The 25,599-nt window shown below is 64.6% G+C and carries 18 protein-coding genes and 2 riboswitches; of the genes, 8 read left to right on the forward strand and 10 right to left on the reverse strand.

Annotation, left to right across the window (positions count from 1 at the left end):
* Positions 1-104: 104 nt before the first annotated feature.
* The 5 genes from AAHB08_RS09695 to AAHB08_RS09715 all read right to left on the reverse strand — a co-directional run bounded on the left by AAHB08_RS09695 (position 105) and on the right by AAHB08_RS09715 (position 13,636).
* Positions 105-2,789 carry a PKD domain-containing protein gene (locus AAHB08_RS09695; RefSeq protein ID WP_342058805.1) on the reverse strand — a complete coding sequence of 895 codons (2,685 nt, stop codon included), beginning with the start codon at positions 2,787-2,789 and terminating at the stop codon, positions 105-107.
* A 376-nt stretch (positions 2,790-3,165) separates the two neighbouring features.
* A riboswitch (cyclic di-GMP riboswitch) is annotated at positions 3,166-3,251 on the reverse strand.
* 328 nt (positions 3,252-3,579) lie between these two features.
* Positions 3,580-6,177: a glycosyl hydrolase family 18 protein gene (locus AAHB08_RS09700; protein WP_342058806.1), complete on the reverse strand. Its 2,598-nt coding sequence runs from the start codon at positions 6,175-6,177 to the stop codon at positions 3,580-3,582.
* A 111-nt stretch (positions 6,178-6,288) separates the two neighbouring features.
* Positions 6,289-6,375: riboswitch (cyclic di-GMP riboswitch) on the reverse strand.
* Positions 6,376-6,577: 202 nt separating this feature from the next.
* Positions 6,578-10,051, reverse strand: a complete 3,474-nt coding sequence (locus AAHB08_RS09705; protein WP_342058807.1) for a hybrid sensor histidine kinase/response regulator — start codon at positions 10,049-10,051, stop codon at positions 6,578-6,580.
* Between the two features lie 82 nt (positions 10,052-10,133).
* Positions 10,134-11,276 (reverse strand): 3-phenylpropionate MFS transporter, encoded by a 1,143-nt coding sequence (locus AAHB08_RS09710; protein WP_342058808.1) that lies wholly within the window; start codon positions 11,274-11,276, stop codon positions 10,134-10,136.
* 266 nt (positions 11,277-11,542) lie between these two features.
* The gene (locus AAHB08_RS09715) at positions 11,543-13,636 is read right to left on the reverse strand and encodes a TonB-dependent hemoglobin/transferrin/lactoferrin family receptor (protein ID WP_342058809.1); all 2,094 of its coding nucleotides are present in this window, start codon (positions 13,634-13,636) and stop codon (positions 11,543-11,545) included.
* A 201-nt stretch (positions 13,637-13,837) separates the two neighbouring features.
* Between AAHB08_RS09715 and AAHB08_RS09720 the strand changes: the two genes are divergently transcribed.
* The 3 genes from AAHB08_RS09720 to AAHB08_RS09730 are packed head-to-tail and all read left to right on the forward strand — an operon-like array spanning position 13,838 to position 15,836.
* Positions 13,838-14,812 (forward strand): ChaN family lipoprotein, encoded by a 975-nt coding sequence (locus tag AAHB08_RS09720; RefSeq protein ID WP_202047074.1) that lies wholly within the window; start codon positions 13,838-13,840, stop codon positions 14,810-14,812.
* A gap of 25 nt (positions 14,813-14,837) precedes the next feature.
* Positions 14,838-15,392 carry a cysteine hydrolase family protein gene (locus AAHB08_RS09725; RefSeq protein ID WP_342058810.1) on the forward strand — a complete coding sequence of 185 codons (555 nt, stop codon included), beginning with the start codon at positions 14,838-14,840 and terminating at the stop codon, positions 15,390-15,392.
* A 39-nt stretch (positions 15,393-15,431) separates the two neighbouring features.
* Positions 15,432-15,836, forward strand: a complete 405-nt coding sequence (locus AAHB08_RS09730) for a hypothetical protein (protein ID WP_025328092.1) — start codon at positions 15,432-15,434, stop codon at positions 15,834-15,836.
* Between the two features lie 70 nt (positions 15,837-15,906).
* On the opposite strand, the gene hutZ is transcribed toward AAHB08_RS09730, so the two are convergent.
* Together hutZ and hutX are read right to left on the reverse strand one after the other, a co-directional pair.
* Positions 15,907-16,464, reverse strand: a complete 558-nt coding sequence (gene hutZ / locus AAHB08_RS09735; protein WP_005329149.1) for a heme utilization protein HutZ — start codon at positions 16,462-16,464, stop codon at positions 15,907-15,909.
* Complete coding sequence (hutX, locus tag AAHB08_RS09740) at positions 16,461-16,973, reverse strand: heme utilization cystosolic carrier protein HutX (protein ID WP_005329147.1); 513 nt, start codon at positions 16,971-16,973, stop codon at positions 16,461-16,463. The genes hutZ and hutX overlap by 4 nt, the downstream gene beginning before the upstream one ends.
* A gap of 168 nt (positions 16,974-17,141) precedes the next feature.
* Between hutX and AAHB08_RS09745 the strand changes: the two genes are divergently transcribed.
* Genes AAHB08_RS09745 through AAHB08_RS09755 form a run of 3 tightly spaced genes read left to right on the forward strand, consistent with a single transcriptional unit; the run spans position 17,142 to position 19,831 of the window.
* A complete protein-coding gene (locus AAHB08_RS09745; RefSeq protein ID WP_139434986.1) occupies positions 17,142-17,981 on the forward strand; it encodes a heme/hemin ABC transporter substrate-binding protein in 840 nt (279 codons plus the stop codon).
* A complete protein-coding gene (locus AAHB08_RS09750; protein ID WP_247627176.1) occupies positions 17,978-19,009 on the forward strand; it encodes a FecCD family ABC transporter permease in 1,032 nt (343 codons plus the stop codon). Before AAHB08_RS09745 ends, AAHB08_RS09750 begins: the two co-directional genes overlap by 4 nt.
* A 15-nt stretch (positions 19,010-19,024) precedes the next feature.
* Positions 19,025-19,831 (forward strand): heme ABC transporter ATP-binding protein, encoded by an 807-nt coding sequence (locus tag AAHB08_RS09755; RefSeq protein ID WP_342058811.1) that lies wholly within the window; start codon positions 19,025-19,027, stop codon positions 19,829-19,831.
* 342 nt (positions 19,832-20,173) lie between these two features.
* Here the strand turns inward: AAHB08_RS09755 and AAHB08_RS09760 are convergent, their stop codons facing one another.
* Entirely contained in the window at positions 20,174-20,782 is a 609-nt protein-coding gene (locus AAHB08_RS09760; protein WP_202047080.1) for a YitT family protein, read from the reverse strand.
* Between the two features lie 313 nt (positions 20,783-21,095).
* Here AAHB08_RS09760 and AAHB08_RS09765 point away from each other — a divergent pair, with 313 nt between their 5' ends.
* Positions 21,096-22,457 (forward strand): UDP-glucose dehydrogenase family protein, encoded by a 1,362-nt coding sequence (locus AAHB08_RS09765; RefSeq protein ID WP_342058812.1) that lies wholly within the window; start codon positions 21,096-21,098, stop codon positions 22,455-22,457.
* Positions 22,454-23,452, forward strand: coding sequence for an NAD-dependent epimerase (locus AAHB08_RS09770; protein WP_342058813.1), 999 nt, complete (start codon positions 22,454-22,456; stop codon positions 23,450-23,452). The genes AAHB08_RS09765 and AAHB08_RS09770 overlap by 4 nt, the downstream gene beginning before the upstream one ends.
* Positions 23,453-23,507: 55 nt before the next feature.
* Here AAHB08_RS09770 and AAHB08_RS09775 read toward each other — a convergent pair whose 3' ends face one another.
* The gene (locus AAHB08_RS09775) at positions 23,508-25,196 is read right to left on the reverse strand and encodes an ArnT family glycosyltransferase (protein WP_342058814.1); all 1,689 of its coding nucleotides are present in this window, start codon (positions 25,194-25,196) and stop codon (positions 23,508-23,510) included.
* Positions 25,186-25,584: a lipid-A-disaccharide synthase N-terminal domain-containing protein gene (locus AAHB08_RS09780; RefSeq protein WP_247627181.1), complete on the reverse strand. Its 399-nt coding sequence runs from the start codon at positions 25,582-25,584 to the stop codon at positions 25,186-25,188. Before AAHB08_RS09780 ends, AAHB08_RS09775 begins: the two co-directional genes overlap by 11 nt.
* Positions 25,585-25,599: the final 15 nt, after the last annotated feature.

Genomic DNA, 25,599 nt, shown 5'->3' on the forward strand with positions numbered 1-25,599 from the left:
CCACCCGACCTGAGCCTCGGTTCTGGTTGCCGCACAGCGGCATCACCGCAGGCTGAAACAGGAATGGAAAAAGGAATGGGGCCCCAGGGCCCCCTTCCTGATGGTCATAGGTTGCAGCTGGCGGCCCCCTGATCCAGCCAGACATCGTGCTTGCCGGGCTCGTTGCCCTTGGTCCAGTAGCGGGCCTGCCACTTGCGTCCCTTGTGGTTGGCGAGCTCACCGGCGCTGTAGGCCACGGCGGCATGCCAGCCGAGCTGCACCTGGCTCACCAGCTTCCACTGATCCGCCGTCTGGCTCGGCTCGTTGCCCTGGGTCCAGTACCTGGCCTGCCAGACCAGCTGGTGGTGGCTCACTTTGGTATCGGTGTTGTAGACGGTGCTGGCGCTCCAGGCCGGCCAGTAGGCCGCGTCCGGATCGGTGGCACTGCATTCACCACCGCTTGCCGGGGTGACGGTGAGCCGGGTCTGGCCCTGGGCATCCTGGGCGCCATCGGTCACGGTGACAGTCAGATCGTAATCCGTGCTGGCCACCACGTTGGGGCCTGTCACCACCAGGGTCTTACCGTTCTGGCCGCTGGCGGTCAGGCCGGCTGGTACGGTCCACTGGTAACTGAGCGCATCCCCATCGGGGTCGGTGGCGCTGGCGGTGAAGCTCACCTGCATGCCCGACTGCACCGAGGCGGGAGCCAGCGCGGTCAGCACGGGTGGCTGGTTGGGCGGTGGTGCCTGGTGGGTCACCACCACGCGGTCCACGCCCGCCAGCCCCTGCTCATCGGTGACGGTGAGATCGAACGTCAGCTGGGTATCCTGGGCGACCGTGCCCAGACTCAGCCTGGCTCGTGCCTGCTCCGCATCCCTCAGGGAGGCCTGCGGACCGCCGACCTGGCGCCATTGGTAGCGCAGGGCACCGTTCTCCGGATCCCGGGAAGCGGCACCGTCGAGCACCAGCTCGGCCGGGCCCGTGGTACGCATATCGCCACCGGCGTTGGCCAGGGGGGGCTGGTTGGTAGCTGGCGGAGGCGACTCAGGCTCGCCACTCTCCTCGCTGACCCCCGCATCACCGGCCGCTATTCTGGCCTCAAGGGTCTGGTGCATGATGCGCCACTGGTAACCGAAGAAGACCCCCTCAAACCGCCCTCCCGTCATGATGTTGCTCATCCGGTAAGGCTCGTCTCCCGTGTGCGACAGCCCCAGGTTGTGGCCCAGCTCATGGGCCAGGGTCAACGACTGCCCATGGACGGTGACGTTGCCGGGGCAGGCGTATCGATAGCCAGCGCGCGGCGCACCATCTGTGGCTCCCATACCGACAGAGAGACCATTCCCCTGGTAGCTGCATGTCCTGCTGTCATCCTTGTAGCCGCGCAGCACATAGATGTTGGAGAAGACCTGTTCCGCGTTCGGGATCCAGCCCTCCCGCAGCGGCGCCGTCAGCTCCACAGTACTGGGTTCGTAGGCCTGGCCATCGCCATTCTTGTCCCATTCGTGCACCAAGATGCCGTTGTCCACCCAGCTGAGGCGGATGTTGTAGGGGGCAAAACGTCGGCTCATGTCCGCCATGATGATGCCACCGTCGTCCCACAGATGGCTCTGACGCTCGCCGGGGAAGGCGATGTAGCTGTAGGAGAGGCTGACCGTCTTGGGGGCGGTAACAAACAGTCGTACCTGATCCACCTGCCGATCATCGGCCAGGATTTCGAGGGTGGTCTCGCCCTCTGCCAGCCCCTGCAGCACCAGCCGATCCTGGGTCGCTCCCGGTACCAGTTGCAGACTGGCCAGTTCGGGGTTGGCGATGCGATAACTGAGCGCCACCGGTTGCGGACCCGGCACCTTGGCGATCAGCAGCGCCTCCGACTCGCCCTGACTGCTAAGCAGTTTCTGTTTCAGGGCAGAGTTGAAACCGGGATCGAAGGCCAGCTGGTTGGCAGGGTCGGGCAGCACCTGGGCATAGGGGTTCGCCTCGAGCGTCTGCTGCCCATCTGCCAGCAACCAGAGTTCCCCCTCCTCGTTGGTGCGAAAACCCTGTTCGTACTGACCGGTCAGATAGGTCAGGATGAATTCGTAATCCCGATCGGCCCGCACCTTGATGGGGGCTGGCAGGGTCAACTGTTTACCCGCTGCGAGCAGGACGCTGCCTTCATAGGCAGACTCGCCGCTCTCGATGTCGGTGAGGCGCAGGCTGAACTGACGGTTGCTGCCGCCCCAGACCCCCTCCTGCACCTTGAAGGTCGTGATCTCCAGCTCGTCCCCAGTCAGGGGGTGCCCGGTTGAGGCGATACGGATCGTTCGGCTCAGGCTCTGGCCAGGGAGAAAACGCAAGAGACCTGTAGTGGCGGGGCTCTCCTGCCAGAGGCTACCCAGCTTGTTGAGCTCACTCGGCACGGCCACGGCGGGATCATAGACGGTGACGGGCAATGAAAAGGTTGTGGTACTTGCACCAACCCCCTGATAGCCCCCCATCTCGGGCAGGCCGTTATCCCGCACCTCGTATTTTGCCAGATAGCTGCCGACCTGCTGGGTGTTCACACCGCTGAGCTGTTTGATGCGGCCGCTGAGATCCCCATCATTTTCGTCCCAGGCCGTTATCCGGGGGGCGAAGGCCGCCCCGAGCGGCAGTTGCAAGGCGAAACCGTCGACCCAGGCCTCCTGGCTGTAGAGCCTTGGCTTGATCTGATCCTTGCGCCACTCCCCGGTGAGGGAGTTCTGCTGGGCTAGCGCCTGCGGCACCGCCCCTGCGGCCAGCAGGGCGAGCATGCCCCCCTGCATCGCCAGATTTACCTTGTTTTTTTTCATCTGCATTCCGTGATGTCCCTATTTTTGGCGCCTGCGTCGGTGGCAGGGGCGTCGTTGTTGTTGCCTTGACATGAGCACAGGGTTCGACCCCCTTCTCCTGCCGCCACTGACGGCGATCACCTTGAGCGGCAGGGCGTGAGCGGGCGGGCTGAGCCCGGTGACGGCGAAGTTGGTTTCACCCCAGCCGAGGCGGGGTGTGCCTGGCGCGGCGACATGAAGGGGGAAGGCAAGCAGGGAGCCAACCAGACAGGTCGGCAGTAAGAAGGGGTGGACTTTGCATGGCGAATAATCCTTTTTCGTTATTAGTCAATACGATAAGGACGACGTAACCAGCAGATGGTGCAAGATCTCCCCTTGGCAGAGGATCGAAACGACCTGTGGCGGCCCCGCTGTCCTAGATCATGGATCCTTAGACCGGAAGCTTTGCGTCCCGGCCTTTCAACCGGTTTGCCCTTATACATAAATTAATCAGTAGTGCGCCGCGATTATTCTCCATAGCCGCAGTCACTGCAAATAGCAGAGCGGGATCCTGACTGGGTGTTCTATCAGGAAATGCCCCTGAAGGCAGGGTTAAGCTCGGCGTGATAGCGGATGTCAACCATCCAACTCACTCCATTGAAAGCGTTTTCAAGATGAAAATATTTTTTCAACTTTGGGTGAAATGATTAATTCCCTAGCAAAGACTGACGCCGATGGCCATGGCTGGCGGTTTATCCGCCCCAGGCCGAGGTCAGCCCGCGAAACGCCACAGGAAAAAGGAGTGGGGCCAAGACCCCACTCCTTATGACCATCAGTTGCAGCTGGCTGCCCCCTGATCCACCCAGACGGCGGCCTTGCCGGGCTCATCGCCCTTGGTCCAGTACTGGGCCTTCCACTTGCGACCGTTGTGGTTGGTGAGATCACCGGCGTTGTAGGCCACAGCGGCATTCCAGCCGAGCTGCACCTGGCTCACCAGTTTCCACTGATCGGCGCTCTGGCTTGGCTCGTTGCCCTGGGTCCAGTACTTGGCCTGCCACACCAGCTGGTTGTGGCTCACCTTGGTATCGGCGTTGTAGACGGTGCTGGCGTTCCAGGCTGGCCAGTTGGCCGCATCCGGATCGGTTGCCTCACAGCCACCACCTGTACTGGCTGGCTTGACGGTCAGGCGGGTGCCGGCACTGGCATCCAGCGCCCCGTCGGTCACCACCAGGCTCAGATCATAGAGAGTGTCGCTGGTGACGCTCGGGCCCGTGACCACCAGGGTCGCGCTGTCCTGGCCGGTGGCGGTGAGACCCGCTGGCAGGCTCCACTGGTAGCTCAGGGCATCACCGTTCGGATCGGACGCCGTGGCCTTGATGGTCACCTGCTTGCCGGACTCGACGGTGGCGCTGGCCGGTACGCTGACCACGGGGGGCAGGTTCGGCTGCGGCGCCTTGTTGGTCACCACCACCTGATCCTTGGCACTGAGGTTGTGATCGTCGGTCACGGTCAGCTCGAACACCAGATTGATGTCGGTAGTGGCGGCGTCCAGCACCACCCGGGCCTTGGCCTGGGTGGCATCCAGCAGGCTGGCCTGGGGCCCGGAGACCTGCTTCCAGCTGTAGGTCAGCGCGCCGCTTTCCGGATCGTGGGAGGCGCTGCCGTTGAGGGTCACCTCGGCCGGGCCAGTGACGCTCAGATCGCTGCCGGCATTGGCCACCGGCGGCTTGTTGACCGGCGGCAGACTACCCTCGCCGTGGCCCAGCCCCTCGTGCATGGCGTTGAGGATGTCGCCGTTATCCGCGTCTATCTCCCAGGCGAACAGGCCGCCGAGCTGGTTCGCCAGCACGTACTGCCCCTTGGCCTTGACCGAGCGGTCGTTGTCGAAGCTGATGAGATCGCCGCTGCTGGCCTTGAACACATAGGGGGCCTCGGCCGACTCGTCATAGCCCTGCTCCCAGCCTGCACCCATGCGGTTGTTGACGATGTCGCGATAATCCACCACGCCGTTTTCCCAGGTGCCGCTGACCGGCCCGGTCGCGGTGCCGGTGAAGGGATTGCCGGCCTGGTAGTTCTTCACCCCGGTCCAGCCACGACCATACATGGCCGCCCCCACCACTATCTTGCCCGGTGTCACCCCCTGACCCAGCAGCGCCTTGACGCCCTTGTCGGTGGTGTACTTGGTGGCCGGATCCCAGCTTGAGGCAAAGAGGTTGGTCTGGTGGGCCAGATTCTGCAGGTCGAAGGCGCCGCTGAAGTCGTAGCTCATCAGGAAGATGTGGTCCATGTACTGCTGGGCCGCCTGATAATCGACCTTGGCAATCTTGTCGCCGCCGGCGCTGATGGCCGAGGTGAGCTCATACTGGCGGCCGGTCTCGGCTTCCAGCTCGTCGAGCATGGCGCGCAGCTCCTGCATCAGCACCACATAGGTGGCACCATCGTTCGGACCGCCCAGGCTGGGGTTGGCACCCTGGCCACCCGGGAACTCCCAGTCGATGTCCACCCCGTCGAAGAATTTCCAGGTCTGCAGGAACTCCTTGACCGAGGCGACGAAGGTGTCGCGCTTGCTCTTGTCCCCCAGGAAGTAGAAGGGGTCGGATAGGGTCCAGCCCCCGACAGACGGCAGGATCTTGAGGTCAGGGTGGGCCTGCTTGAGGGCCATCAGGTTGCCGAAGTTGCCCTTGTAGGGTTCATCCCAGGCACTGAGGTTGCCCTGGGACATCTGGATCGCCGCCCAGGGATCGTGGATGGAGACCTTGAAGTCCTCACGACCGGCACAGGAGCGCTGCAGCGCCTCGAAGCTGCCTGAGATCTCTTTGAGGCTGTCGTTGATGCCGTTGCCGCCACAGATGGGGGTGAAGCCGTAGAGGATATGAGTCAGGTTCTGGGCCGGGATCTTGTCCACGGTGAACTTGCGGCCGTAGACACCCCACTCCACGTAATAGGCCCCCACCACCTTGCCTGACTTGTTGGCGTAGGGCTTGTTGTTCTCCTTGAGGGGCGCATTGAGCGGCGCCAGGTGGCTGCCGTCGGTATCGGCGACCATCAGCTCCTTCTTGTCGGAGAGGGTGCAGCCGTCGGCGTTGCACAGGGCCACCTGCATCTGGTAGCGGCCCCCCTTGGTCACCTTGAAGTTGGCGGTGCCCGCGGCGGAAGCGGGGCCTGACCATACCTCCTGGCCATCGAGCAGCACCTTGGCGGTCTGACCGACGTCACCGGACCAGAGGTTCCAGGTCACGCTGACCGGGGCGCCATCCTTGTGGACTGTCACCAGCTGGTTGTAGGCCGAGGCGGATTGATTGACTTCGACGATGGCGAACTTGGTGGGGCCCGAACCTATGGTGGGTTTGCCCGGGGCTGCGGCGAAGGCGGAGGTAGCACAGAATCCCCCGACCAGGAGCGCCAGCAGGGAAAGTTTTGGACTTAACATATTTGAACTTCCTTATTTCGTTATTGGAATTAACAACGAAAAAGGCAACGCAACCTGCCAGGTAACGCAGACATCATCGCCACCATGGCTTGGCCCATGGACGATACAACCTGTGGTGACCCCGCTATCCTAGGTGCTTTGACCCTTAGACCGGAGGCTTTGCGTCCCGGACTTTCGTCCGGTTTGCCTTTTTGCACAACTTGATTTGCGACAAAAATAATCGCCGAATGACTATAGGAGGGAGTCGGAGGAGGCGCTACCTAGTAAAAATGACAGCGAATAGGACTCATTTTCCAGATTGTTCGCGAACATGCCGGCAAGCTGGCGCCAACATCGGTGATGCTGGCGCCTGATGACAGTTCCCGAACTTGCCAAACAATGCTTGATTGTGTGAAGGCTGTCACTGTATTGGCAGCAGCAGGCTGTTCATCAGCGCCCGCAGCTTGAGGGGTTTGACCGGCTTGCTGACGTAGCCAAAGCCGTGCTCGCGGATCTGGTTCTGCAGCTCGCTCTTGCGATCCGCGCTGATGATGATGCCGCCGATGTCGTTGCCATGGGCCAGCCGGATCATGTGCAGCGCCTGCAACCCGGTCTTGCCGTCATCCAGGTGGTAGTCGGAGAGCACCAGCCGGGGCAGGAAACCGGCCCCTATGATCTCCTCTGCCTGCTCTAGGCTCTGGGCGCAGCGCACCTCGCAGCCCCAGCGTCCCAGCAGGGAGGCCATGGCGATGAGGATGTCCTCCTCGTTGTCGATGCAGAGCACCCGGATCCCTTCGAGCTGGCTGTCCCGCACCACGGGGGCCGCCAGCTGGCTCGGCGTCACCGGCCGGGTCGCGAGGTTGAGGGTGATGGCAAACACGGACCCCGCCCCGGGCCAGCTGCGCAGGGAGAGCTGATGTCCCAGCACCTGGGAGATGCCGCGGGCGATGGCGAGCCCGAGGCCAAGTCCCTGCTCCCTGGCGGTGCGGGAGTGATCGAGGCGGGAAAACTCGTCGAAGATCGCCTCCTGCTTGTCCAGCGGAATGCCGGGGCCATTGTCCCACACCTCGATGCGCACCTTGTCCCCCAGGCGGCGGCAGCCGAGCAGCACCCGGCCGCCCGGGTTGTAACGGAACGCATTGGTGAGGAAGTTCTGCAACACCCGGCGCAGCAGGCGCACGTCGCTGTAGACCGCGAGGCGGCTCTCCACCACGGAGAACTGGATCTCCCCCGCCTGGGCCAGCACCCCGAACTCCGCCTTGAGGTTGCCCAGCACGTCGCTCAGGGCGAAATCGAGCTTCTTCGCCTTGAACTTGCCCGCCTCGAGGCGCGAGATGTCCAGCAGATCCGTGATGAGATCCTCGGTTGCCCCTAGGGCGTCGTCGATGTGGCGGGCGATGCGGACCTGCTCCGCCGCCTGCTCTCCTCCCTGCGGCAGCATCTCCAGCAGGGAGGAGGTAAACAGCTTGGCCGCGTTCAGCGGCTGGGTCAGATCATGGCTCACCGCCGCCAGGAAGCGGCTCTTGGAGTGATTCGCCCGCTCCACCTGCTGGTTCACCAGCAGCAGCTGTCGGTTGAGCTCGGAGAGTTCGTGGGTACGCTCGGCCACCCTCGCCTCCAGGTGCTCGTTCGCTTCCCGCAACACCCGCTCCGCCGCCCGGAAGGGGGTGATGTCGGTGAAGGTCATCACGAAGCCCCCCGCCGGCATGGGATTGCCCTGCATCTCGATCACCCGGCCGTCCGGTCGCTCCCGCGCCGAGACATGGGGGCTGCCCCGCTTCATGAAGGCGACCCGGCGCGCCACCTGGGCCTCGATCTCCCCCGGGCCGCAGAGCCCCTGCCCGGCGTTGTAGCGGATGATCTCCTCGATGGAGCGCCCCACCTGGATGAGCCCGTGCGGATAGTGGAACAGCTCTATGTAGCGCCGGTTCCAGGCCACCAGCTTGAGCTCCCTGTCCACCACCGAGATCCCCTGCCCCATGTGCTCTATGGCTCCCTGCAGCAGGCCGCGGTTGAAGCGGAACACGTCCGAGGCCTCGTCCACTATGGTGGCTATCTCCTCGAGCTGCATGTTGCGCCCCTGCAGGGCAGAGGCCAGCACCAGCCGGGCGGAGGAGGTGCCAAATACCCCCGCCAGCAGCCGCTCGGTGTGGGCAATCAGATCGGCAGAGGCCTGCATCTGGGGCGCCAGGGTGCCGCCGCGCTCGCCGGCGAAGCGGCCAAAGGCGCGCTTGACCCGGCTCGAGCCGACGAAGCGGGCCGCCAGCATCTCCAGCTCCTTGACCGAGACCCGCGCCTGGTAGAGCGCCGTGGTATCCCGGCTCGGCTTGCCGACGAAGTTGGCGGCCTGCAGCCGCTCGCTCACCGCCGCCCGCGACAGCAGGGAGCCCGCCACGTAGCCGAGCAGGTTGAGCAAGAGGCTCAGGAAGATGCACCAGGCCCCTAGGCTCAGCTCGCGGAAGGCGGGCCAGTCGGGGGGGGCCAGCAGCGCCTCCAGGGGCGAGCCCGCCAGCAGGCCGCTCTCGGCCAGCAGGGTCACGAACCAGAGGCTGACCCCGAGGGCGAGCCCGAGATAGACCCCCTTGCGGTTGCCGTGCCGCCAGTAGAGGCCGAGCAGCAGGGCCGGGGCGAACTGGGCCACGGCGCCGAACGACAGGTAGCCGATGCGCGACAGGCTGGTGAGATCCCCAAGCCAGAGATAGAGCACCCAGGCCGCCAGCAGGATCAGCAGTATGGCGCCCCGGCGCACCTGCAGCAGCAGCCGCATCAGCCGCTCATCCCGCCCCTGCTGCCAGAAGCGGCGCAGCAGCACCGGCAGCACCAGATCGTTGCTGACCATGATGGCCAGGGCTATGGTGCAGACGATCACCATGCCGGTGGCCGCCGAGGTGCCGCCGAGAAACGCCAGCATCGCCATGCCGTCGAAGCCCAGCGACATGGGCAGGCTGATGACATAGGTGTCCGAGGCCATGTCGGCCCCGACCCACTGCTTGCCCGCCAGCGCCAGCGGCCAGATGAAGAGCCCCATCAGGAACAGGTAGAGCGGGAACAGCCAGCGCGCCCAGTGCAGATCCTGGCCCTGGTTGTTCTCCACCACAGTCACGTGGAACTGGCGCGGCAGGCAGATGACGGCGCACATGGCCACCAGGGTATAGATGGCGAGCTCCAGCAGGCTGCCCGGCGACACCGCCACCACCGCATCGAGAAAGTCCCCGGCCACCAGGGTGCGGGCCTCGCTCGGCCTGGCGATGATGAGCCAGAGCGCGAAGCACCCCACCGCCATGAAGGCGAGCAGCTTGACCACGGACTCGAAGGCGATGGCGACCACCATGCCGCGATGGTGCTCGGTGGCGTCCAGGTTGCGGGTGCCGAACAGTATGCTGAACAGGGCCAGCAACAGGGCGACGCCGAGGGCCAGCTCGGCCGTGTTGCCCGTGGGCCCCGCCGGCACCGAGTTGGCCATCAGCAGATCCAGCCCGGTGACGATGGCCTTGAGCTGCAGCACCAGGTAGGGAAGTATCCCCATGACGGCGATCAGGCTGATCACCATGGCCAGGCGCTGGGACTTGCCATAGCGGGCGGCGATGAAGTCGGCGATGGAGGTGATGTGCTCGCGCTTGGCCACCAGGATGAGGCGGGCCAGCAGGCGCCAGCCAAACAGGAACACCAGCATGGGGCCAAGGTAGATGGGCACAGGCGACCAGGGGGATTCGCTCGCCTGCCCCACTGTGCCGAAGAAGGTCCAGGAGGTGCAATAGACGGCGAGCGACAGGCTGTAGAGCAGGGGCTGGCCCTTGAGCCGACGGCGCTTGCTCTTGTCCGCCACATAGGCGATGAGGAACAGCAAGCCCAGATAGGCGAGCGACAACCCGATCAGCAGCCATCCTTGGTGCATCTACATTCTTCCCTTGTTCAGATGTGTTGAGCGCCGCGCCGGCTCAGCGTGCCGACGGGCAACCGTCATTGAGTGTGCCCGCTCAGGCGGCGGCGCCCTCATGCTCCCCGCGCAGCCGCAGGACGAAGACCGGCAGCACTACCAGCACCATGATGAAGAAGATGCCCCCACCGAGCGGCTCGAACAGCACACCGCAGATCGCCATCAGGGCCGCCACCGTCATGCCGAGGCCGAGCGCCGCATAGAGCGCCTGGGTGGGGATCTGCTGCTCGGCGGGCAGCTGGCGGGTCATGAAGCGCACGGCGCCGAGGTGGCTGATGCAGAAGGTGACCCCGTGCAGCAGCTGACCCAGCACCAGCACCGCCAGCTCGGTAGAGGCGCCGAGCAGCACCCAGCGCACCACGCAGCCGACGGCCCCCACCAGAAACAGGGTCTGGGCCCCGAAGCGGTGGAAGAAGCGCTTGTCCGCGGCAAACATGGCGATCTCCGCCACCACCCCCAGGGCCCACAGGTAGCCGATCAGGGTGCCGCTGTAGCCCGCCCCCTTCCAGTACATGGCGCTGAAGCCGTAGTAGGCGGCATGGCTGCCCTGCAGCAGGGCGGTAATGAGCAGGAAGCGGCGCACCGGCGCTGACCTGAGGGTGACGATCAGGGAGGCCCGGGCCCGCTCCCCCTTGAGCTCCTGGGGCTGCGGCCGCAGCGGCAGCGCGCTCAGCGCCAGCATGGCCAGCAGTCCCGCCACCATGGTGTGCAGCACCCAGTCACTGCCGAAGTTGCTCACCAGGGCCCCCACCAGGGTGGAGGCGGCGATAAAGGCGAAGGAGCCGCACAGCCTCACCTTGCCATAGTCGAGGTGCGTCTGCACCACCATGCGGGTGGCGAGCGCCTCCCCCATGGGCATCAGGGTCGGGTAGATGAAGTTCGCCACCAGGGTCAGCAGCACCAGCCACCAGAGGCTGTGGCTGAGGTAGAAGCCCAGAAACGCCAGCAGGCTCAGCAGGCAGAGCAGCCGGGTGACGGGCAGCAACTGACCGGCCCCCTTGACCCGTCCCATCACCATCAGGTTGCCGGCAAAACGGATGGCCATGCCGACCCCCAGCAGCAAGCCTATCTGCTCGGCGCTCACCCCTATGCCCTCGAGCCACAGGGACCAGAACGGCAGATAGGCGCCGTAGACGAAGTAGAAGGCGCCAAAGAACAGGGCTAACCAGGAGAAGGCGGGCATAGGGGCTCGGCAGCGGGACAAGGGGCACAAATGATAACCGATTTTGGCGCGGGGATCCCCAGGGGCAAGGGGAGATAAAAACGATAAATATCAATAAAGTTGAACCTTTGTCACATCCCCCTGTCTATCTGGATAACACCGCTTCCTGATGAGTGTTGCAATCCTTACACCCGCCCCTGGCGGGTTTCTTTTTGGGGCCGGTTTGGGCCGCCAGACGCAGAGAAGGGGCCCAGGGGCCCCTTCATCATCGTCGTCACTGGCAAGTATCAGAACACGTACTTGACCCTTGCGCTCAGGTTGCGACCCGGCTCAGTCTGGTTGCTGGTGTCCGAGCTGGCCGCAAGGCCCGTGATGCTCTCGTAGCTCACGTACTCCTTGTCAAACAGGTTGAAGACGCCGACGTTGAGCTGCAGATCCTGCATCGGCTTGAACTGGGCGTAGATATCCACCACGCCCCAGCCGGCGCTCTTGATGTTGTCGTTGCCTCTGGCGTCCTTGCCCACCTTGTCCATGTCGTCGGCGAAGCGCAGGGCGGTGTTGATGTTCCAGTTCGGCTGCTCCAGACGCACCCCAAGGCTGCCGTTGAACGGGCTCAGGCTGTTGATGTAGTTGCCGTCGCCGTCCTTGCCCTCGATGTAGGCCAGGTTGCCCCAGACGTTCACCAGCTCGTTCAGCCAGTAGTCCGCCTTGACCTCGGCCCCCTTGGTGGTCGCCTTGTCCAGGTTCTGGTACTGATAGATGGCGGTGCGCCCTTCGGTACCGACCTGAGCCAATTCGATGAAGTCGTCAAACTGGTTGTAGAAGGTCGCCACCTCGTAGCTGAAGCCGCCGCTGCTGCCGCGCACCCCGAGATCGATGCCGTCGCTGCTCTCGGGCTTGAGGTTAGGGTTCGGCTCGATGCGATAGCCGTAGGCCTGGTGGTTCAGGGTGGAGAAGGCGTTGTCATACATGGGCACCTTGAAGCCGTGGCTGTACTGGGCGAACAGGTTGGCCGCCTCGTGTGCCTTGAACACCAGCCCCAGCTTGGGAGAGAACTCCCCTTCGGAGATCTTCTGCATGTTCTCGCCGGTGTAGGCGGGATCCTCGTCCGGGGTCATCTTGTAGTAGTCGTAACGGGCACCCGGGGTCAGCACCCAGCGCTCGCCAAACTTGATTTCGTCGAAGGCCCAGAGCGCGCTGCGCTCGCTGGTGGTGGACGGGAAGCTCAGCTCGCTGTAACCGACGAAGTCGCCCGGTACGGTCGGCGCCTTGAAACGGGTACGCTCGTTGTCGGTGTGCTCATACTCGACACCCCAGGCCAGGCGCTGGCTCTCCAGCGCCTTGCTGAACTTCACCTGGGCCCCCAGACTCTCCTGCTCGAAGCCGTTGTGATCCAGGGAGTTCTTGGTCACATAGGGGTTGCGCGGGTTGACCGGATACTTGGAGGAGGCGTACTGATCCAGGGTCTGCTTGGTGCGGGTGTAGTAAATCTTGCTGTCCACCCGATCCGCCCAGGGGGCGTTCAGGGCCAGGCCGTGATCCAGCACCAGGGAGAGGTTGTCGGTGTCTTTATCGGTGATCGGCTGATTGAAGACGGAGCCCGCCTTGGTCAGATCGATGGCATCCGGATCCTGCCCCTCGGTGAAGTAGTCGACCGTCAGCTTCAGGAACTGATCATCGGAGAGGTTCCACTTGCTCTTGAGCAGCACCGCCTGGCTGACGATGTCGAACTCGTCCTTGTCGCTGTCGTAGTTCTGGGTCACCCCGCCGTCGCGCCAGGTGTAGCGCAACAGGTTCTCGAACTCGCCGGTGCGCAGCGCCCCCGTGATGCCGGCCATCTTCTGGTGGCTGCTGGAGGCATAGCCGGTGGTCGCGTCCAGGTAGCTGTCCTTCCCCTTGAGGAAGTCGCCGGCATCCTTGGTGGTGATGGCGATGACGCCCCCCAGGGCGTCGGAGCCGTAGGCCGCGGACGCCGGCCCCTTGGCCACTTCCACCTGCTTGATCATGTCGGTGTCGAAGTAGGTCTGGCCCACACCGCCATTCTTGTAGGCGTCGTTCTGGCGCACCCCGTCCTGCACCACCTTGACCCGGTTCTCGCTCATGCCGCGAATGGTGAAGGTCTGGGCATCCCCCGCCCCCCCCTGCACGCTCACGCCCGGCTCATAACGGAACAGATCGGCGACATTGCTGACAACCTGCTCTTCGATCTGCTCCGAGGTAATGACGGCGATGGGGCCGGAGACGTCTTCCAGCTTCTGCTCCATGCGGGAGCCGCTGACGACCATGACTTCATCCGTTTTCTTGTCTGCGGCGAAAGCAGGAGATACCAGCCCGGCCGCCACGGCGAGGGCAATCAGAGAGGGGGTGTTGTTGTGCGCCACTGCAAAGTCCTTATTGAGAATCATTATCAACCGAACGGCATCTTACCCAGCTCGCGACAAAGATCAATAATAAAGTGAATCATTCTCATTTTCTTTTGCTTCTGAACGGTTTTACACTAGCGCCTCTTTTTTCCTGCTCGCCATGCTGCCATCGTATGGTGCTGTTCCTTTGCCAATCTCTGCCTTTGTGAGTGAGATGCCATGACTCGACGACTCCCCCTGCTCGCCCTGCCCCTGCTGCTGGCCGCCTGTGCCACCCCGCCGCAGAGCCAGCCTCCCCAGACCCTCTATCACTACCAGCTTGGCGAGGGGACGGACGACAGGCCCCTCAGCCTCGCCCAGGCGGTGGACAAGGTCAGGGATGCCGACATAGTGCTGGTGGGCGAGCTCCACAGCCACCCTGCCGTGCACCTGTTGCAGGCAAACCTGCTGGCACAGCTTGCCGGCATGTCGCGCGTCGATGGCCGGGCCCTGGTGCTCTCCATGGAGCAGTTCACCCGCGCCGATCAACCGGTGCTGGATGCCTACCTGGCCGGGCGCATCGGCGAATCCACGCTGATCCGCGAGGGCCATGCCTGGCCCAACTACCCGAGCGACTACCGCCCCCTGGTGGAATTTGCCAAGGCGCAGCAGCTGACGGTGATCGCCGCCAATGCCCCCAAGCCGCTGGTGAGCTGTGTCGGTCAGGAAGGCCCCGAGTGGCTCGACAAGCTGCCTGCCAGCCGCCGCAGCCAGCTCGCCCGCGAGCTCACCCTGGGGGAAGATCCCTATCGCCAGAAGTTCATGGCCTCCATGCATCATGGGGATGCGGACGGCAATGCCCGCCGCTTCGCCGCCCAGACCAGCTGGGACGACACCATGGCCGAGAGCATGGTCGATTATCTCGAGCAGCATCCCGGCCGGCGCATCATGCACATCGCCGGCAACTTCCACGTGGAGGGGGGGCTGGGTATCGCGAGCCGCATCGCCAGCCGCAATCCGGCGCTGAGAGTCGCCCTGGTGGTGCCTGAGACTGGCTCCCAGGATGGCAAGGCCGCCCCCGGACGGAGTGCCGACGTGCGGGTGCACATAGCCCCCCTGCCGGAACGCTGGCTAAATGCAGCAGAAATGAAGCAAGATATGGGCGCGCTGCATCAATCCCGCAGCCGTGACTGCAGCCAGTGGCTGCAACCCTAATCTTCCAGGATACGGCGGGTAAAATATGGACGTGTTACTGATCATCGATGTGCAGCAAGGGGTCATGAAAGCGACCCATCACCAACAGCCACAGGTACTGGCCAACATCAACCGGGCCGCGGCCCATGTCAGACAGCATCATGGCCGGGTCATCTACATCCAGCATGACGAGCTGCCAGGGGGCGAGCTGGAGCCCGGTACCCCGGGCTGGCAACTGCACCCGGCCCTGCAACCCGCCAGGGGGGATAGCCGGGTACGCAAGACGGCGTGCGACAGCTTCCTCGAGACCGAGCTGGCCTTCCTGTTGGCCGAGCAGTCCGTCGACCGGCTGATCCTCTGTGGCAGCAACACCGATTTTTGCGTCGATACCACGGTACGCAGCGCCGCGGCCCATGGCTTTGAAGTGCTGGTGTTGCAGGATGGTCACACCACAGCGGATCGTCCCCACCTGAGCGCCGAGCAGATCATCGAGCACCACAACTGGATGTGGCAGCGTCTGGACCTGCCCGAGGGCAGACGCATAACCCTGCTCACCACGGATCAGCTGCTCGAGGCGGCTCAACCCGCGCTGGCGTGCTAATCTGCCTGCCTTGAAGTGATCACCTGATTGGAGTCTTGCGTGCGTCTATTCTCTGCCGTTGCCCTTGTGCTGTTGTTACCGGCGATCACGGCCTGCTCCGGAATGCCGGGCACCACGCCCGACGGCCCGGCCCCCCTGTTTCATACCAACATCAACGAAGAGGGGAGCAAGCGCTTCACCTTCGAAGCCGCGCCCCTCGACGTCCTGCCGAGCCGGTTGCAGGAGGATGACAGCCGGCTGAGCCGCAACAGCAAGAGCCTGCTGGAGCGCCGCGAGGCCCTGCAGGACGAGCAACTGACCGAGACGCTGGCGGCGCGCAACTATTGCCGCACCGGCTACATAGTCCTCAGCCAGACCTCCTGGAAGATCCGGGGGGAGTGCAACGAAACCGCCACCCAGGCCGATCGCGACGCCTTCCCCAACAAGGCCTCCTGGCAGGAGTGATCCCAATTGGGGGACAGGTAACAAAACGGGCAGCCCAGGCTGCCCGTTTTTCATCTCATGACCTCGCGCCTCAGACAGGTGCGTCCGTCTCGCTGGTCAACTCGGCGCCGTTGTCGACGCGCTTGTGCCCTTCCACCAGATGGACGAAGTCCACCAGCTCGTCACCCGAGACCCGAAACGCCTGGCCGAAGCCCTTGACGAACAGACCCTGCTCGGGCTTGAGGCGAAACAGCACGAAGTCCTTGAGGTTGGAGAGCCCTTTGACGATGTCGCCGAAACGCCCTTCCAGCGCCGCTATCGCCTTGCCCCAGCGCTCGTCATCCCGCGCCACCACCTCGGCCACGGCGTCAAAGGTGAGTCGCTTGCGGGCGAACAGTTCGCGGGCGCCGGTCTCGTCCTCGATCAGCATCAGGGAGACCTTGGGCACCTGTTGCAGGTTGCGGGCATGGCGGGCTATCTCGGAGATCAGCACATAGTAGCCATCTTCCTGCAGCACGAAGGGGGCGTAGCTGGCATTGGGGTTGCCTTCGCCATCCACGGTCGCGAGCTGCAGGGTACGGCAACCGTCACGAAATTCGCGGATCTCCGGTTGCAGACGGTTCTGCAGACGCTCCTGACGTTCACTCATGCTTTCACTTCCTCTTGATACTGGTGGCGCAGGGCCTTGAAACGCTCCACCTGGTCAGGCAGCAGCTGACGCTGCTCGTCACGGCCCAGGTAGATCTTGAAAATGCAGCGACCGCTGTGGCCGAAGAACTGGAAGGAGTGCCCCTCCTTGCCCATGAACAGCTTGCTGACCAGGGCAATGCCGACCACGTTGTCGAGCTTGAGGTGGCCGTGCATCTCGCCGTCCCGACCCATCAGGTTGTAGTAGCCACGGGCCGTCTTGCCCTTGGGGAAGGGGGCCTTCACCTCGAAGATGGAGCCGTCGGACTCCACAATGGTGGTCACCTGACCCCAACTGGCCAGATCCGCCAGCAGGGCTTCGGCCTGATCGCTCGGCACCAGCGTCATCAGCTCGGCGGGCAGGTGGCGCACCACCTCCCACTCGCTGACGGCCAGCTCGGTGGCGATGCTGGAAGGATGGGCGCTGGGATCTTGTTCCAGCAGCGCATGAATGCGTTGTGCAATGCTCATCGGTTCTCCCTGGATGATCTGGCGATGGTACTCGGTCTCGCGGCGGATACTGTAATAAAGCGGCCCCCTGAACGCAATTGATAATCGCTTTCATTATCAGTGCATTTTTTTCACGAGCTTGATATTCTCGGCGGCAATCCCACTCTCATACACCCTTCGGAGGTTCGCATGGGCCGTCGTTTTGCCCTCGCACTCAGCCTGCTCGGCTGTTCAGCCCTTTCCCTGCCAGCTGCCGCGCAGGAACGTATCGTCAGCATAGGCCCGGCCACCACAGAGCTCATCATGGCCCTGGGGGGCGAGCAGAGCCTGATTGCCACCGACGTCAGCAGCCCTGAACCCAAGGGGCTGCCGAGAGTCGGCTACCACCGCGCCCTGGCTGCCGAAGGGATACTGAGCCTGGCTCCGACCCGACTGGTCGGCAGCGACGAGATGGGGCCGCCACCGGCTCTGGAACAGCTGCGCCGGGCCGGCGTCGAGGTGACAGTGCTGCCGACGGCGCCCACCCTGGCCAACCTCAACGAGCGGATCGACGCCCTGGCTGGCTTGCTGGGCAATCAGGCCGCCGGCACCAGGCTGAAGGCCGAGATAGCCGTCCAGAGCGACAAGCTGGCGGCCCAGGCGAAACAGAACAAACCCCTCAGGGTCGCCTTCCTGCTGCTGCACAAGGGCCAGCCCACCAGCATAGCCGGCGGCAATACCACCGCCAGCGCCCTGGTGACCCTGGCCGGCGGCGTCAACCCGGTCGCCCGCTTGCACGACTACAAGCCCGTCTCCACCGAATCCCTGATCGAACTGCAGCCGGATCTGGTGCTGGTGAGCGGTCGTGACTGGCAGCAATACCAGAGCGTCGACAGCGTGCTGGCCCAGGTGCCGGCCCTGGCCGCCACGCCGGCAGGCAAGAACAGGGCCATCCACGCCATCGACGGTCACGCCCTGCAAGGGGGGCTCAGCCTGAGATCCTTGCAGCAGGCCAACCAGATAGCCCAGTGGATCAAGCAGGGTTCATGATGCGTCTGCCGCTGCCCTGGCTGCTCGCGCTCACCGGCTGCACGCTCGCCCTGCTGCTGGTCGGCTCCCTCGCCACCGGCCCCATGTCACTCTCCTTCGGCGAGAGTCTGCAGGCCCTGTTCGCCGGCAAAGAGAGCGGGATAGAAGCACACAAGCTGCTGATAGTGCAGGAGATCCGCCTGCCACGCACCCTGCTGTGCATCGCCGTGGGGGGCATTCTCGGCCTCTGCGGCGCCGTGATGCAGGGGCTGTTTCGCAACCCCCTGGCCGACCCCGGCATCATAGGGGTCTCCGGCGGTGCGGCGCTCGGGGCCGCCCTGGCCATAGTGCTACTGGCCCCCCTCGGCCAGCAGTTGCAGAGCCTGCTCGGCCTCGGTCTGCTGCCCCTGCTCGCCTTCCTCGGCGGGGCGCTCACCACCACCCTTGTCTACTTGTTGGGCACCCGTGAGGGGGGCACCTCGGTCACCGTCATGCTGCTGGCGGGCGTCGCCATCACGGCGCTGTCAGGGGCCGTGATCGGGCTCCTCACCTACCTCGCAGACGATCAGATGCTGCGCAACCTGAGCCTGTGGCAGATGGGCTCCCTGGCCGCCGGCAAGCCGGTGGACGTGGGGCTGGCGCTGCTGACCCTGGTCGCCCTGCTGTGGCTCTTCATGCGCGATGCCAACCCCCTCAACGCCCTGCTGCTGGGCGAAGGTGAGGCCCGTCATCTGGGGGTCAATGTGCAATGCCTCAAGCGGCGCCTCATCCTGCTCACTGCCGCCGGGGTCGGCGTGGCGGTGGCGGTGGCCGGCATGATCGGCTTCGTCGGCCTGGTGGTGCCGCACCTGGTGCGGCTGCTGGCCGGGCCCAATCACGTCAGGCTGCTGCCGCTCAGCGCCCTGCTCGGCGCCGCCCTGCTGCTGGGGGCCGACATGCTGGCCCGCACCCTGCTGGCACCGGCCGAGATGCCGGTGGGCATCATCACCGCCCTGCTGGGTGCCCCCTTCTTCATCTGGCTCTTGGTCAAGAGTCGCCGGACGCTGTAACAGGAGAACGCCACCTTGCCTGGATCCCCCTCCCCCCTGCTCGCCTGCCGCGGTCTCAACCTCACCCGGGGCAATCGCCTCATCCTGGACAACCTGGATCTCGACCTGCATGGGGGCAGCCTGACCGCCCTGCTCGGCCCGAACGGGGCGGGCAAGAGCTCGCTGCTCAAGTGCCTGACCGGCGAGCTGGCCTATGACGGCAGCATCTCCCTGTTCGGTCGCAAGCGGCAAGAGTGGGCCGGCGATGCCCTGGCCCACAGAGTCGGGGTGCTGCCCCAGAGCTCGTCCCTGAGCTTCCCCTTCCTGTGCGAGGAGGTGGTAGCCATGGGGCGACTGCCCCACAGCGAACCCGTCAGCCGCCGCGACCAGATAGTGCGGGCCGCCATGACCCATGCCGGCGTCGAGCACCTGGCCGGCCGCCTCTACCCCGGCCTCTCCGGCGGAGAGCGCCAGCGGGTGCAGTTCGCCCGGGTACTGGCCCAGATCTGGCAGGAGCCGTCACCGGAACGGCTGCCCGATCCCGAGCAGCCGCGACTGCTGCTGCTCGACGAGCCCACCTCGGCCCTCGATCTCAAGTACCAGCATCAGCTGCTCACCATGGCCCGCGCCCTGGCCGCCCGCAATACCGCCGTGCTGGTGGTGCTGCACGACCTCAACCTGGCGGCGCGCTACGCCGACCGGCTGGTGATGCTGGAGCAGGGCAGGCTGATGGCGGACGGTTCCCCGGCAGAGGTGCTGACCCCCGAACTGATCGCCCGCCTCTACGACTACCCCGCCCAGGTGCTCCATCACCCCGAGACGGGACAGCCCATGGTGGTGTGATAACGAGCGCATCGTCCCCCTTTCCGCGATTATCCCGTCCGGCTCCATCCACCACCCCGAGACGGGACAACCCATGGTGGTGTGATAACGAGCGCATCGCCCTCCCTTTCTACGACTACCCCGCCCAGGTGATCCACCACCCCGAGACGGGACAGCCCATGGTGGTGTGATATGGGTGGTGGTGCGAACACGGGCGCATTGTCTTTCGTATCCACGACTGCCCCGTCCAAGCCATCCATCACCCCGAGACGGGGCAGCCCATGGTGGTGTGGATCAAGTCAGCATCCCGAATAGAAAAAGAGCGCCATCAGGCGCTCTTTTGCTTGCAAAGTGGAGGTAGGCTCAGGCGATCTGGTAGCGGCCCGGCTTGTGGTTGAGTGTCAACACCAGGTTACAGATGATGGCCGCGACCACGGAGAGCGCCAGCAGCCAGGGGGAGACCACGAAGAAGGAGGCGATGACGATGGCGCAATCAAGCCCCATTTGCAGCTTTCCGGCGCGGATGCCGAACTTGTCCTGAATAAACAGCGCCAGGATATTGAAGCCCCCCAGGCTCGCCTTGTGGCGGAACATGATGAGCAGCCCCATGCCGATCAGGGTGCCGCCGATCAGGGCCGCATAGACGGGCTCTATCTTGCCTATTTGCAGCACGGCGTTGAGGTGATCCGTCATGAAGGAGACGGTGGCCACGGCGGCGAAGGTGTTGAGGGTGAAGCGCGGCCCCATCCTGAGCCAGGCCAGGGCGTAGAACGGCAGGTTCATGGTGAAAAACAGCAGGCCGAAGCTCAGGCCGGTCACCTGTTGCAACAGCAGCGCCAGCCCGGCGGTGCCGCCGGTGAGCAGACCGACCTGATGAAACAGGAAGATGCCGAGGGAAACGAAGCCTGCCGCGGTCAGCAGGGCGAGCACATCCTCATAGAGCGGATGAGCCGAGCGGGGGGTGTTGTCCATAACCTTATGTCCAGTAGCGAAGTGAAAAGAGTGTCTGAGACCCGATGACGGGCGCGAGCCCCGTGAGTCGGGACTTCGTTATGGCCACAGTGTCCGTTTTGAGTGACCCGGATCACAAGTACGGGATCGCATGCGCCGAAATGGTGCGCGTCAGCGCCGCGTTACAACCCTTGCACCAAAATATGTCACGCCCTTCCCCTCTCAGGCTGAAGCCAGCCTGAAGCGCATCTGAAAAACCCGGGCTATTTCGCTGCCAGCAGGCGGGAATCGTTCTAAAATAACCCCCTTGCCACAGGCTGCGGAGCGACAGCAGATGAGAGTCAGCGTATTCGGGATAGGTTATGTGGGGCTGGTTCAGGCCGCCGTGCTCGCCGAGATGGGTCACAGGGTAACCTGCGTGGACGTGGACGCCGCCAAGGTCGAGCGCCTCAAAGAGGGCGTGATCCCCATCTTCGAGCCCGGTCTCGCCCCCCTGGTGCAGGCCAACCATCAGGCCGGTCGCCTGCAATTCACCACGGACGTGGCCGAGGGGGTGGCGTTCGCCGAGCTCATCTTCATCGCGGTCGGCACCCCGCCCGATGAAGACGGCTCGGCCGATCTGCAGCACGTGCTGGCGGTGGCCGGCACCATAGGCCGCCTGATGCAGGGCGGCAAGGTGGTGGTCAACAAGAGCACGGTGCCGGTCGGCACCGCCAACCGGGTGCACCAACATATCGCCGCCATCCTGCGCGATCGCGGAGTCGACTTTCCCCTCGAGGTGGTCTCCAACCCGGAGTTTCTCAAGGAGGGGGCCGCGGTGGCCGACTGCCTGCGGCCGGATCGCATCATCATAGGCACAGACTCGGCCCACGCCCTCTCCCTGCTCGAAGAGCTCTATGCCCCCTTCAACCGCAACCGGGATCGCATCATACAGATGGATGCTCGCAGCGCCGAGCTGACCAAGTACGCCGCCAACGCCATGCTGGCCACCAAGATCTCCTTCATGAACGAGATGGCCACCCTGGCGGAGAGGCTCGGGGCCGACATCGAAGCCGTGCGCAAGGGCATAGGCGCCGACCCGCGCATCGGCCATCACTTCATCTATCCCGGCTGCGGCTACGGCGGCTCCTGTTTCCCGAAAGACGTCAAGGCGCTGATCCACACCGCCGGCCAGATTGGCTGCGATGCCCCTTTGCTCCATGCGGTGGAGCGGGTCAACGACGGCCAGAAGCACAAGCTCATGGCGCGCCTGCAGCAGCACTTCGGTGCCGATCTCAGGGGGCGGACCTTCGCCCTCTGGGGCCTGGCCTTCAAGCCCAACACCGACGACATGCGCGAAGCCCCGAGCCGGGTGCTGATGGAGGCCATCTGGGCCGCCGGCGGCAAGGTGCAGGCGTTCGATCCCGAGGCCATGAGCGAGGCCCAGCGCCTCTACGGCCTGCGGGACGATCTGACCCTGTGCGGCACCCAGGAGGCCGCCCTCAAGGGAGCCGACGCCCTGCTCATCTGCACCGAGTGGCAGCAGTTCCGCGCCCCGGACTTCGCGCTGCTGCGCCAAACCCTGAAGCAGGCCCTCATCATCGACGGCCGCAACCTCTATGATCCGGCCCGCCTGCGCCAGCGCGGCTTCATCTACTACGCCATAGGTCGGGGCGACAGCCTGACCACCGAATTGCGCGAGGAGCAACGGCAATGAAATATCTGGTCACCGGCGCCGCCGGCTTCATCGGCTTTCATGTGGCGCAGAGGCTCTGCCGCGACGGCCATCAGGTGGTTGGCCTGGACAACCTCAACGACTACTACGAGGTGAGCCTGAAGGAGGCGCGACTGGCACTGCTGCTGCCACTACCCGCTTTTCGCTTCGAGCGCGGTGATCTCGCCGATCGTACCGCCATGGCGGCGCTCTTTGCCGGAGAACGGTTCGATCGGGTGATCCACCTGGGGGCCCAGGCCGGGGTGCGCTATTCGCTGGACAACCCCTTTGCCTACGCCGACAGCAATCTCAACGGCACCCTCACCGTCCTCGAGGGGTGCCGCCATCACGGGGTACAGCACCTGGTCTACGCCTCCTCCAGCTCGGTGTACGGCCTCAACGAGCGGATGCCGTTCAAGACCTCGGACGGGGTCGATCACCCCGTCTCCCTCTATGCCGCGAGCAAGAAGGCGAACGAGCTGATGGCCCACTCCTACTCCCACCTCTATGGGCTGCCCACCACGGGCCTGCGCTTCTTCACCGTCTACGGCCCCTGGGGGCGGCCCGACATGGCGCTGTTCAAGTTCGTGCGCGCCATCCTGAACGGCAAGCCCATCGACATCTACAACCAGGGCCGGCTCAGCCGGGACTTCACCCACATAGACGACATAGTGGAGGGGATAGTGCGGGTCGCGGACAGGCCCCCGCAAGGCGACCCGGACTGGCAGGGGGCGGCCGACGCCAGCCCGGCCCCCTACCGCCTCTTCAACATCGGCCATGGCAGCCCGGTGCGACTCATGGATTTCGTGGAGGCCATAGAGACGGCGCTCGGCAAGCGGGCCATCCGCAACCTGCTGCCCATGCAGCCAGGGGATGTGCTCGCCACCTGGGCCGATACCGAATCCCTGTTCGAGGTGACCGGCTATCGACCCCGCGTGGGCCTCAGAGAAGGGGTGGCGAGTTTCGTCGACTGGTACAGGGCCTACTACGGGGTCTGACCCCATCGCCCGAGATGAAAAGGGGCTGCCAGTGGCAGCCCCTCTTGCTGGGGCCTCAGGGGCCAGGGGTATAGCGGAAAGGTTCGAGCCTTGGGGTCAGCCCCTGGCATGCGGGCTTGAGGGCCTCAGCGCCTGCCAGCAGCCAGTCGGTGCGATGGCGGTTGCCGAGGTTTTCCATCTTCTCGGGCTCGAAACAGAGCACCATCAGATCCGCGCTGCCCAGCACATGGCGCCCGGGCCCGGCCGCCACCCAGGCAGCAGCCTCGCGAGCCTGCTCCCCATCCCCCAGCAGGTAGGGGTAATGTTGCACGGGCTGCCGGGCGAACAGCAGGTGCTGCTCCTTGAAACCGGCCAGCAGCAGTTCGTCCCCCGCGGGCACCTCCTGCTGTGCCAGCGCCATCACCCCCTGCGGCGTGCGCATGTCGTTGAGGCGCACGCAGATCCAGCAGGAGTAGATGAGCCAACCCACCGCCAGCGAACAGAGGATGGCGCTGAGCGGCGCCCGGCGCAGCAGCGCATTGACCAGCAGCAGCGCAACGCCCAGCGCCAGCAGAGGCAGCCAGGGGGCCGGTCCCAGATCCCCCAACCGGTTCGCCAGCTTGTCGCTGACGGCCAGGGCCCCGGCGCCACCCACGCAGAGGATCCCCAGCAGCCAGCCGAGCCCTCCCAGCAGACGCCCGGGCCAGACCCGCGCCAGCAGTGAACCTATGTAGGGGGCGGTCAGCAGCGCCAGGGCCGGGGTGCCTGGCGTGACATAGACGCCGCGCTTGCCCGGCGACAGGGAGAAGAAGAGCACCACCAGCACCAGGTAGCCGAGCAGCAATATGATGCGCTTGTCCTGCCCCTGGATGGCCTTGCGCCACGCCACCACCAGCCAGGGCAGCAGCAGGGAGAGGGGCAGCCAGAACGGCGGGATCACCGAGCTGAGGTAGTACCAGAAGGGTTTGACGTGGTGCCAGGCATTCGCATAGCGGGTCACCGTCTGGCGCAGCAGAATGTTGTCTCTATAGGCCTGCAGCACTGGGTCTCCGCTCTGGGCCACCGCCGTCAGCATGGGCACCAGCCACAGCCCGATGGCCAGCAGCATGAACAGCGGCCCCGCCAGCGCCTTCAACCAGTCGGCAGGGGAGGCGGCACGGATCCTGTCTCTGTGGGTCCAGATTGCCGGGATCAGGATCAGCAGGGCCAGCAGCCCCACCCCCTTGGTGATGATGCCGAGCCCGGCGGCAAACCAGCCGAGCCAGTACCAGCGCCAGCCTCCCCCGCAGAGCAGGAAGCGCACGAAACCGTAGACCCCCAGCGTGATGAAGCAGGTCACCAGAGCGTCTATCTGGGCCGTCTTGGCCTGCAGGGTGAACTGGACGGTAAACAGAAGCAGCAGCCCGGCCATGAAGCCCGTTGCCGGGTTCCACAGGCGGCGACCCTGATCCCACACCAGCGCTATGGTCAGCAGGCCCGCCAGCAGGGAGGGCAGCAGAAACGCCACCTTGATGGAGCCGGTCAGCAGATAGCCAAGGGCGATGCCCCACATAAACAGGGGGGGTTTGTCCGGGTAGATCTCGCCGCCGCGCATGGGGAAGAGCCACTGCCCGCTCTCCACCATCTCCTTGGCGACCAGGGCGAAGCGCGGCTCGTCGGCGGGCCAGGGATCCCGCAGGCCGAGGCCGGCACCCAGCACTATCAGGGCGATCAGCAGCAGCCAGCCGAGGGAGGCCTGATTGAGCAGGAAGCGGTCATTTGCCATGGTGGATCTCGTTGTCATCGACGGCCTTGTTATGGCGGATCTCGTTGTCCTCGACGAGTTTGTCCCGCTTCCAGCCCCTGTGCTGGATATCCAGGTAGAGGCTGTAGAGGGCGGTGAAGGTGGGGAAGAGATTCTGCAGCACGCCGACGGAGTCCTGCTTGGGGGAGAAAACGAAGTAGCTGAGGGTCATCAGGCTGCCGAGCACGCTCATGTACCAGAACAGGCGCGGGATGACGGGTTTGCCGGCCCGCTTGGAGGCCAGGAACTGCACCAGCCAGCGGCCGCCGAACATCAGCGCCCCCGTGTAGCCGATGAGCTTCCAGCCGGTGACATGCAGGCCGGTCCAGTCGAACCAGGTCAGCTCCATGGAGAGCAGGGCATCGATCATCGCCACCATCCCGGG

Origin of the sequence: Aeromonas sp. OTU364, assembly GCF_038440395.1 — a bacterium.
Taxonomy (GTDB): domain Bacteria; phylum Pseudomonadota; class Gammaproteobacteria; order Enterobacterales; family Aeromonadaceae; genus Aeromonas.

Bases quoted from the DNA above. Each gene is read 5' to 3' on its own strand.
- AAHB08_RS09765 (WP_342058812.1), top strand. From the start codon at position 21,096: ATGAGAGTCAGCGTATTCGGGATAGGTTATGTGGGGCTGGTTCAGGCC.
- hutX (WP_005329147.1), bottom strand. From the start codon at position 16,973: ATGAGCATTGCACAACGCATTCATGCGCTGCTGGAACAAGATCCCAGC.
- AAHB08_RS09770 (WP_342058813.1), top strand. From the start codon at position 22,454: ATGAAATATCTGGTCACCGGCGCCGCCGGCTTCATCGGCTTTCATGTG.
- AAHB08_RS09750 (WP_247627176.1), top strand. From the start codon at position 17,978: ATGATGCGTCTGCCGCTGCCCTGGCTGCTCGCGCTCACCGGCTGCACG.
- AAHB08_RS09705 (WP_342058807.1), bottom strand. From the start codon at position 10,051: ATGCACCAAGGATGGCTGCTGATCGGGTTGTCGCTCGCCTATCTGGGC.
- hutZ (WP_005329149.1), bottom strand. From the start codon at position 16,464: ATGAGTGAACGTCAGGAGCGTCTGCAGAACCGTCTGCAACCGGAGATC.
- AAHB08_RS09720 (WP_202047074.1), top strand. From the start codon at position 13,838: ATGACTCGACGACTCCCCCTGCTCGCCCTGCCCCTGCTGCTGGCCGCC.
- AAHB08_RS09725 (WP_342058810.1), top strand. From the start codon at position 14,838: ATGGACGTGTTACTGATCATCGATGTGCAGCAAGGGGTCATGAAAGCG.
- AAHB08_RS09710 (WP_342058808.1), bottom strand. From the start codon at position 11,276: ATGCCCGCCTTCTCCTGGTTAGCCCTGTTCTTTGGCGCCTTCTACTTC.
- AAHB08_RS09700 (WP_342058806.1), bottom strand. From the start codon at position 6,177: ATGTTAAGTCCAAAACTTTCCCTGCTGGCGCTCCTGGTCGGGGGATTC.
- AAHB08_RS09745 (WP_139434986.1), top strand. From the start codon at position 17,142: ATGGGCCGTCGTTTTGCCCTCGCACTCAGCCTGCTCGGCTGTTCAGCC.
- AAHB08_RS09780 (WP_247627181.1), bottom strand. From the start codon at position 25,584: ATGATCGATGCCCTGCTCTCCATGGAGCTGACCTGGTTCGACTGGACC.
- AAHB08_RS09760 (WP_202047080.1), bottom strand. From the start codon at position 20,782: ATGGACAACACCCCCCGCTCGGCTCATCCGCTCTATGAGGATGTGCTC.
- AAHB08_RS09695 (WP_342058805.1), bottom strand. From the start codon at position 2,789: ATGAAAAAAAACAAGGTAAATCTGGCGATGCAGGGGGGCATGCTCGCC.
- AAHB08_RS09775 (WP_342058814.1), bottom strand. From the start codon at position 25,196: ATGGCAAATGACCGCTTCCTGCTCAATCAGGCCTCCCTCGGCTGGCTG.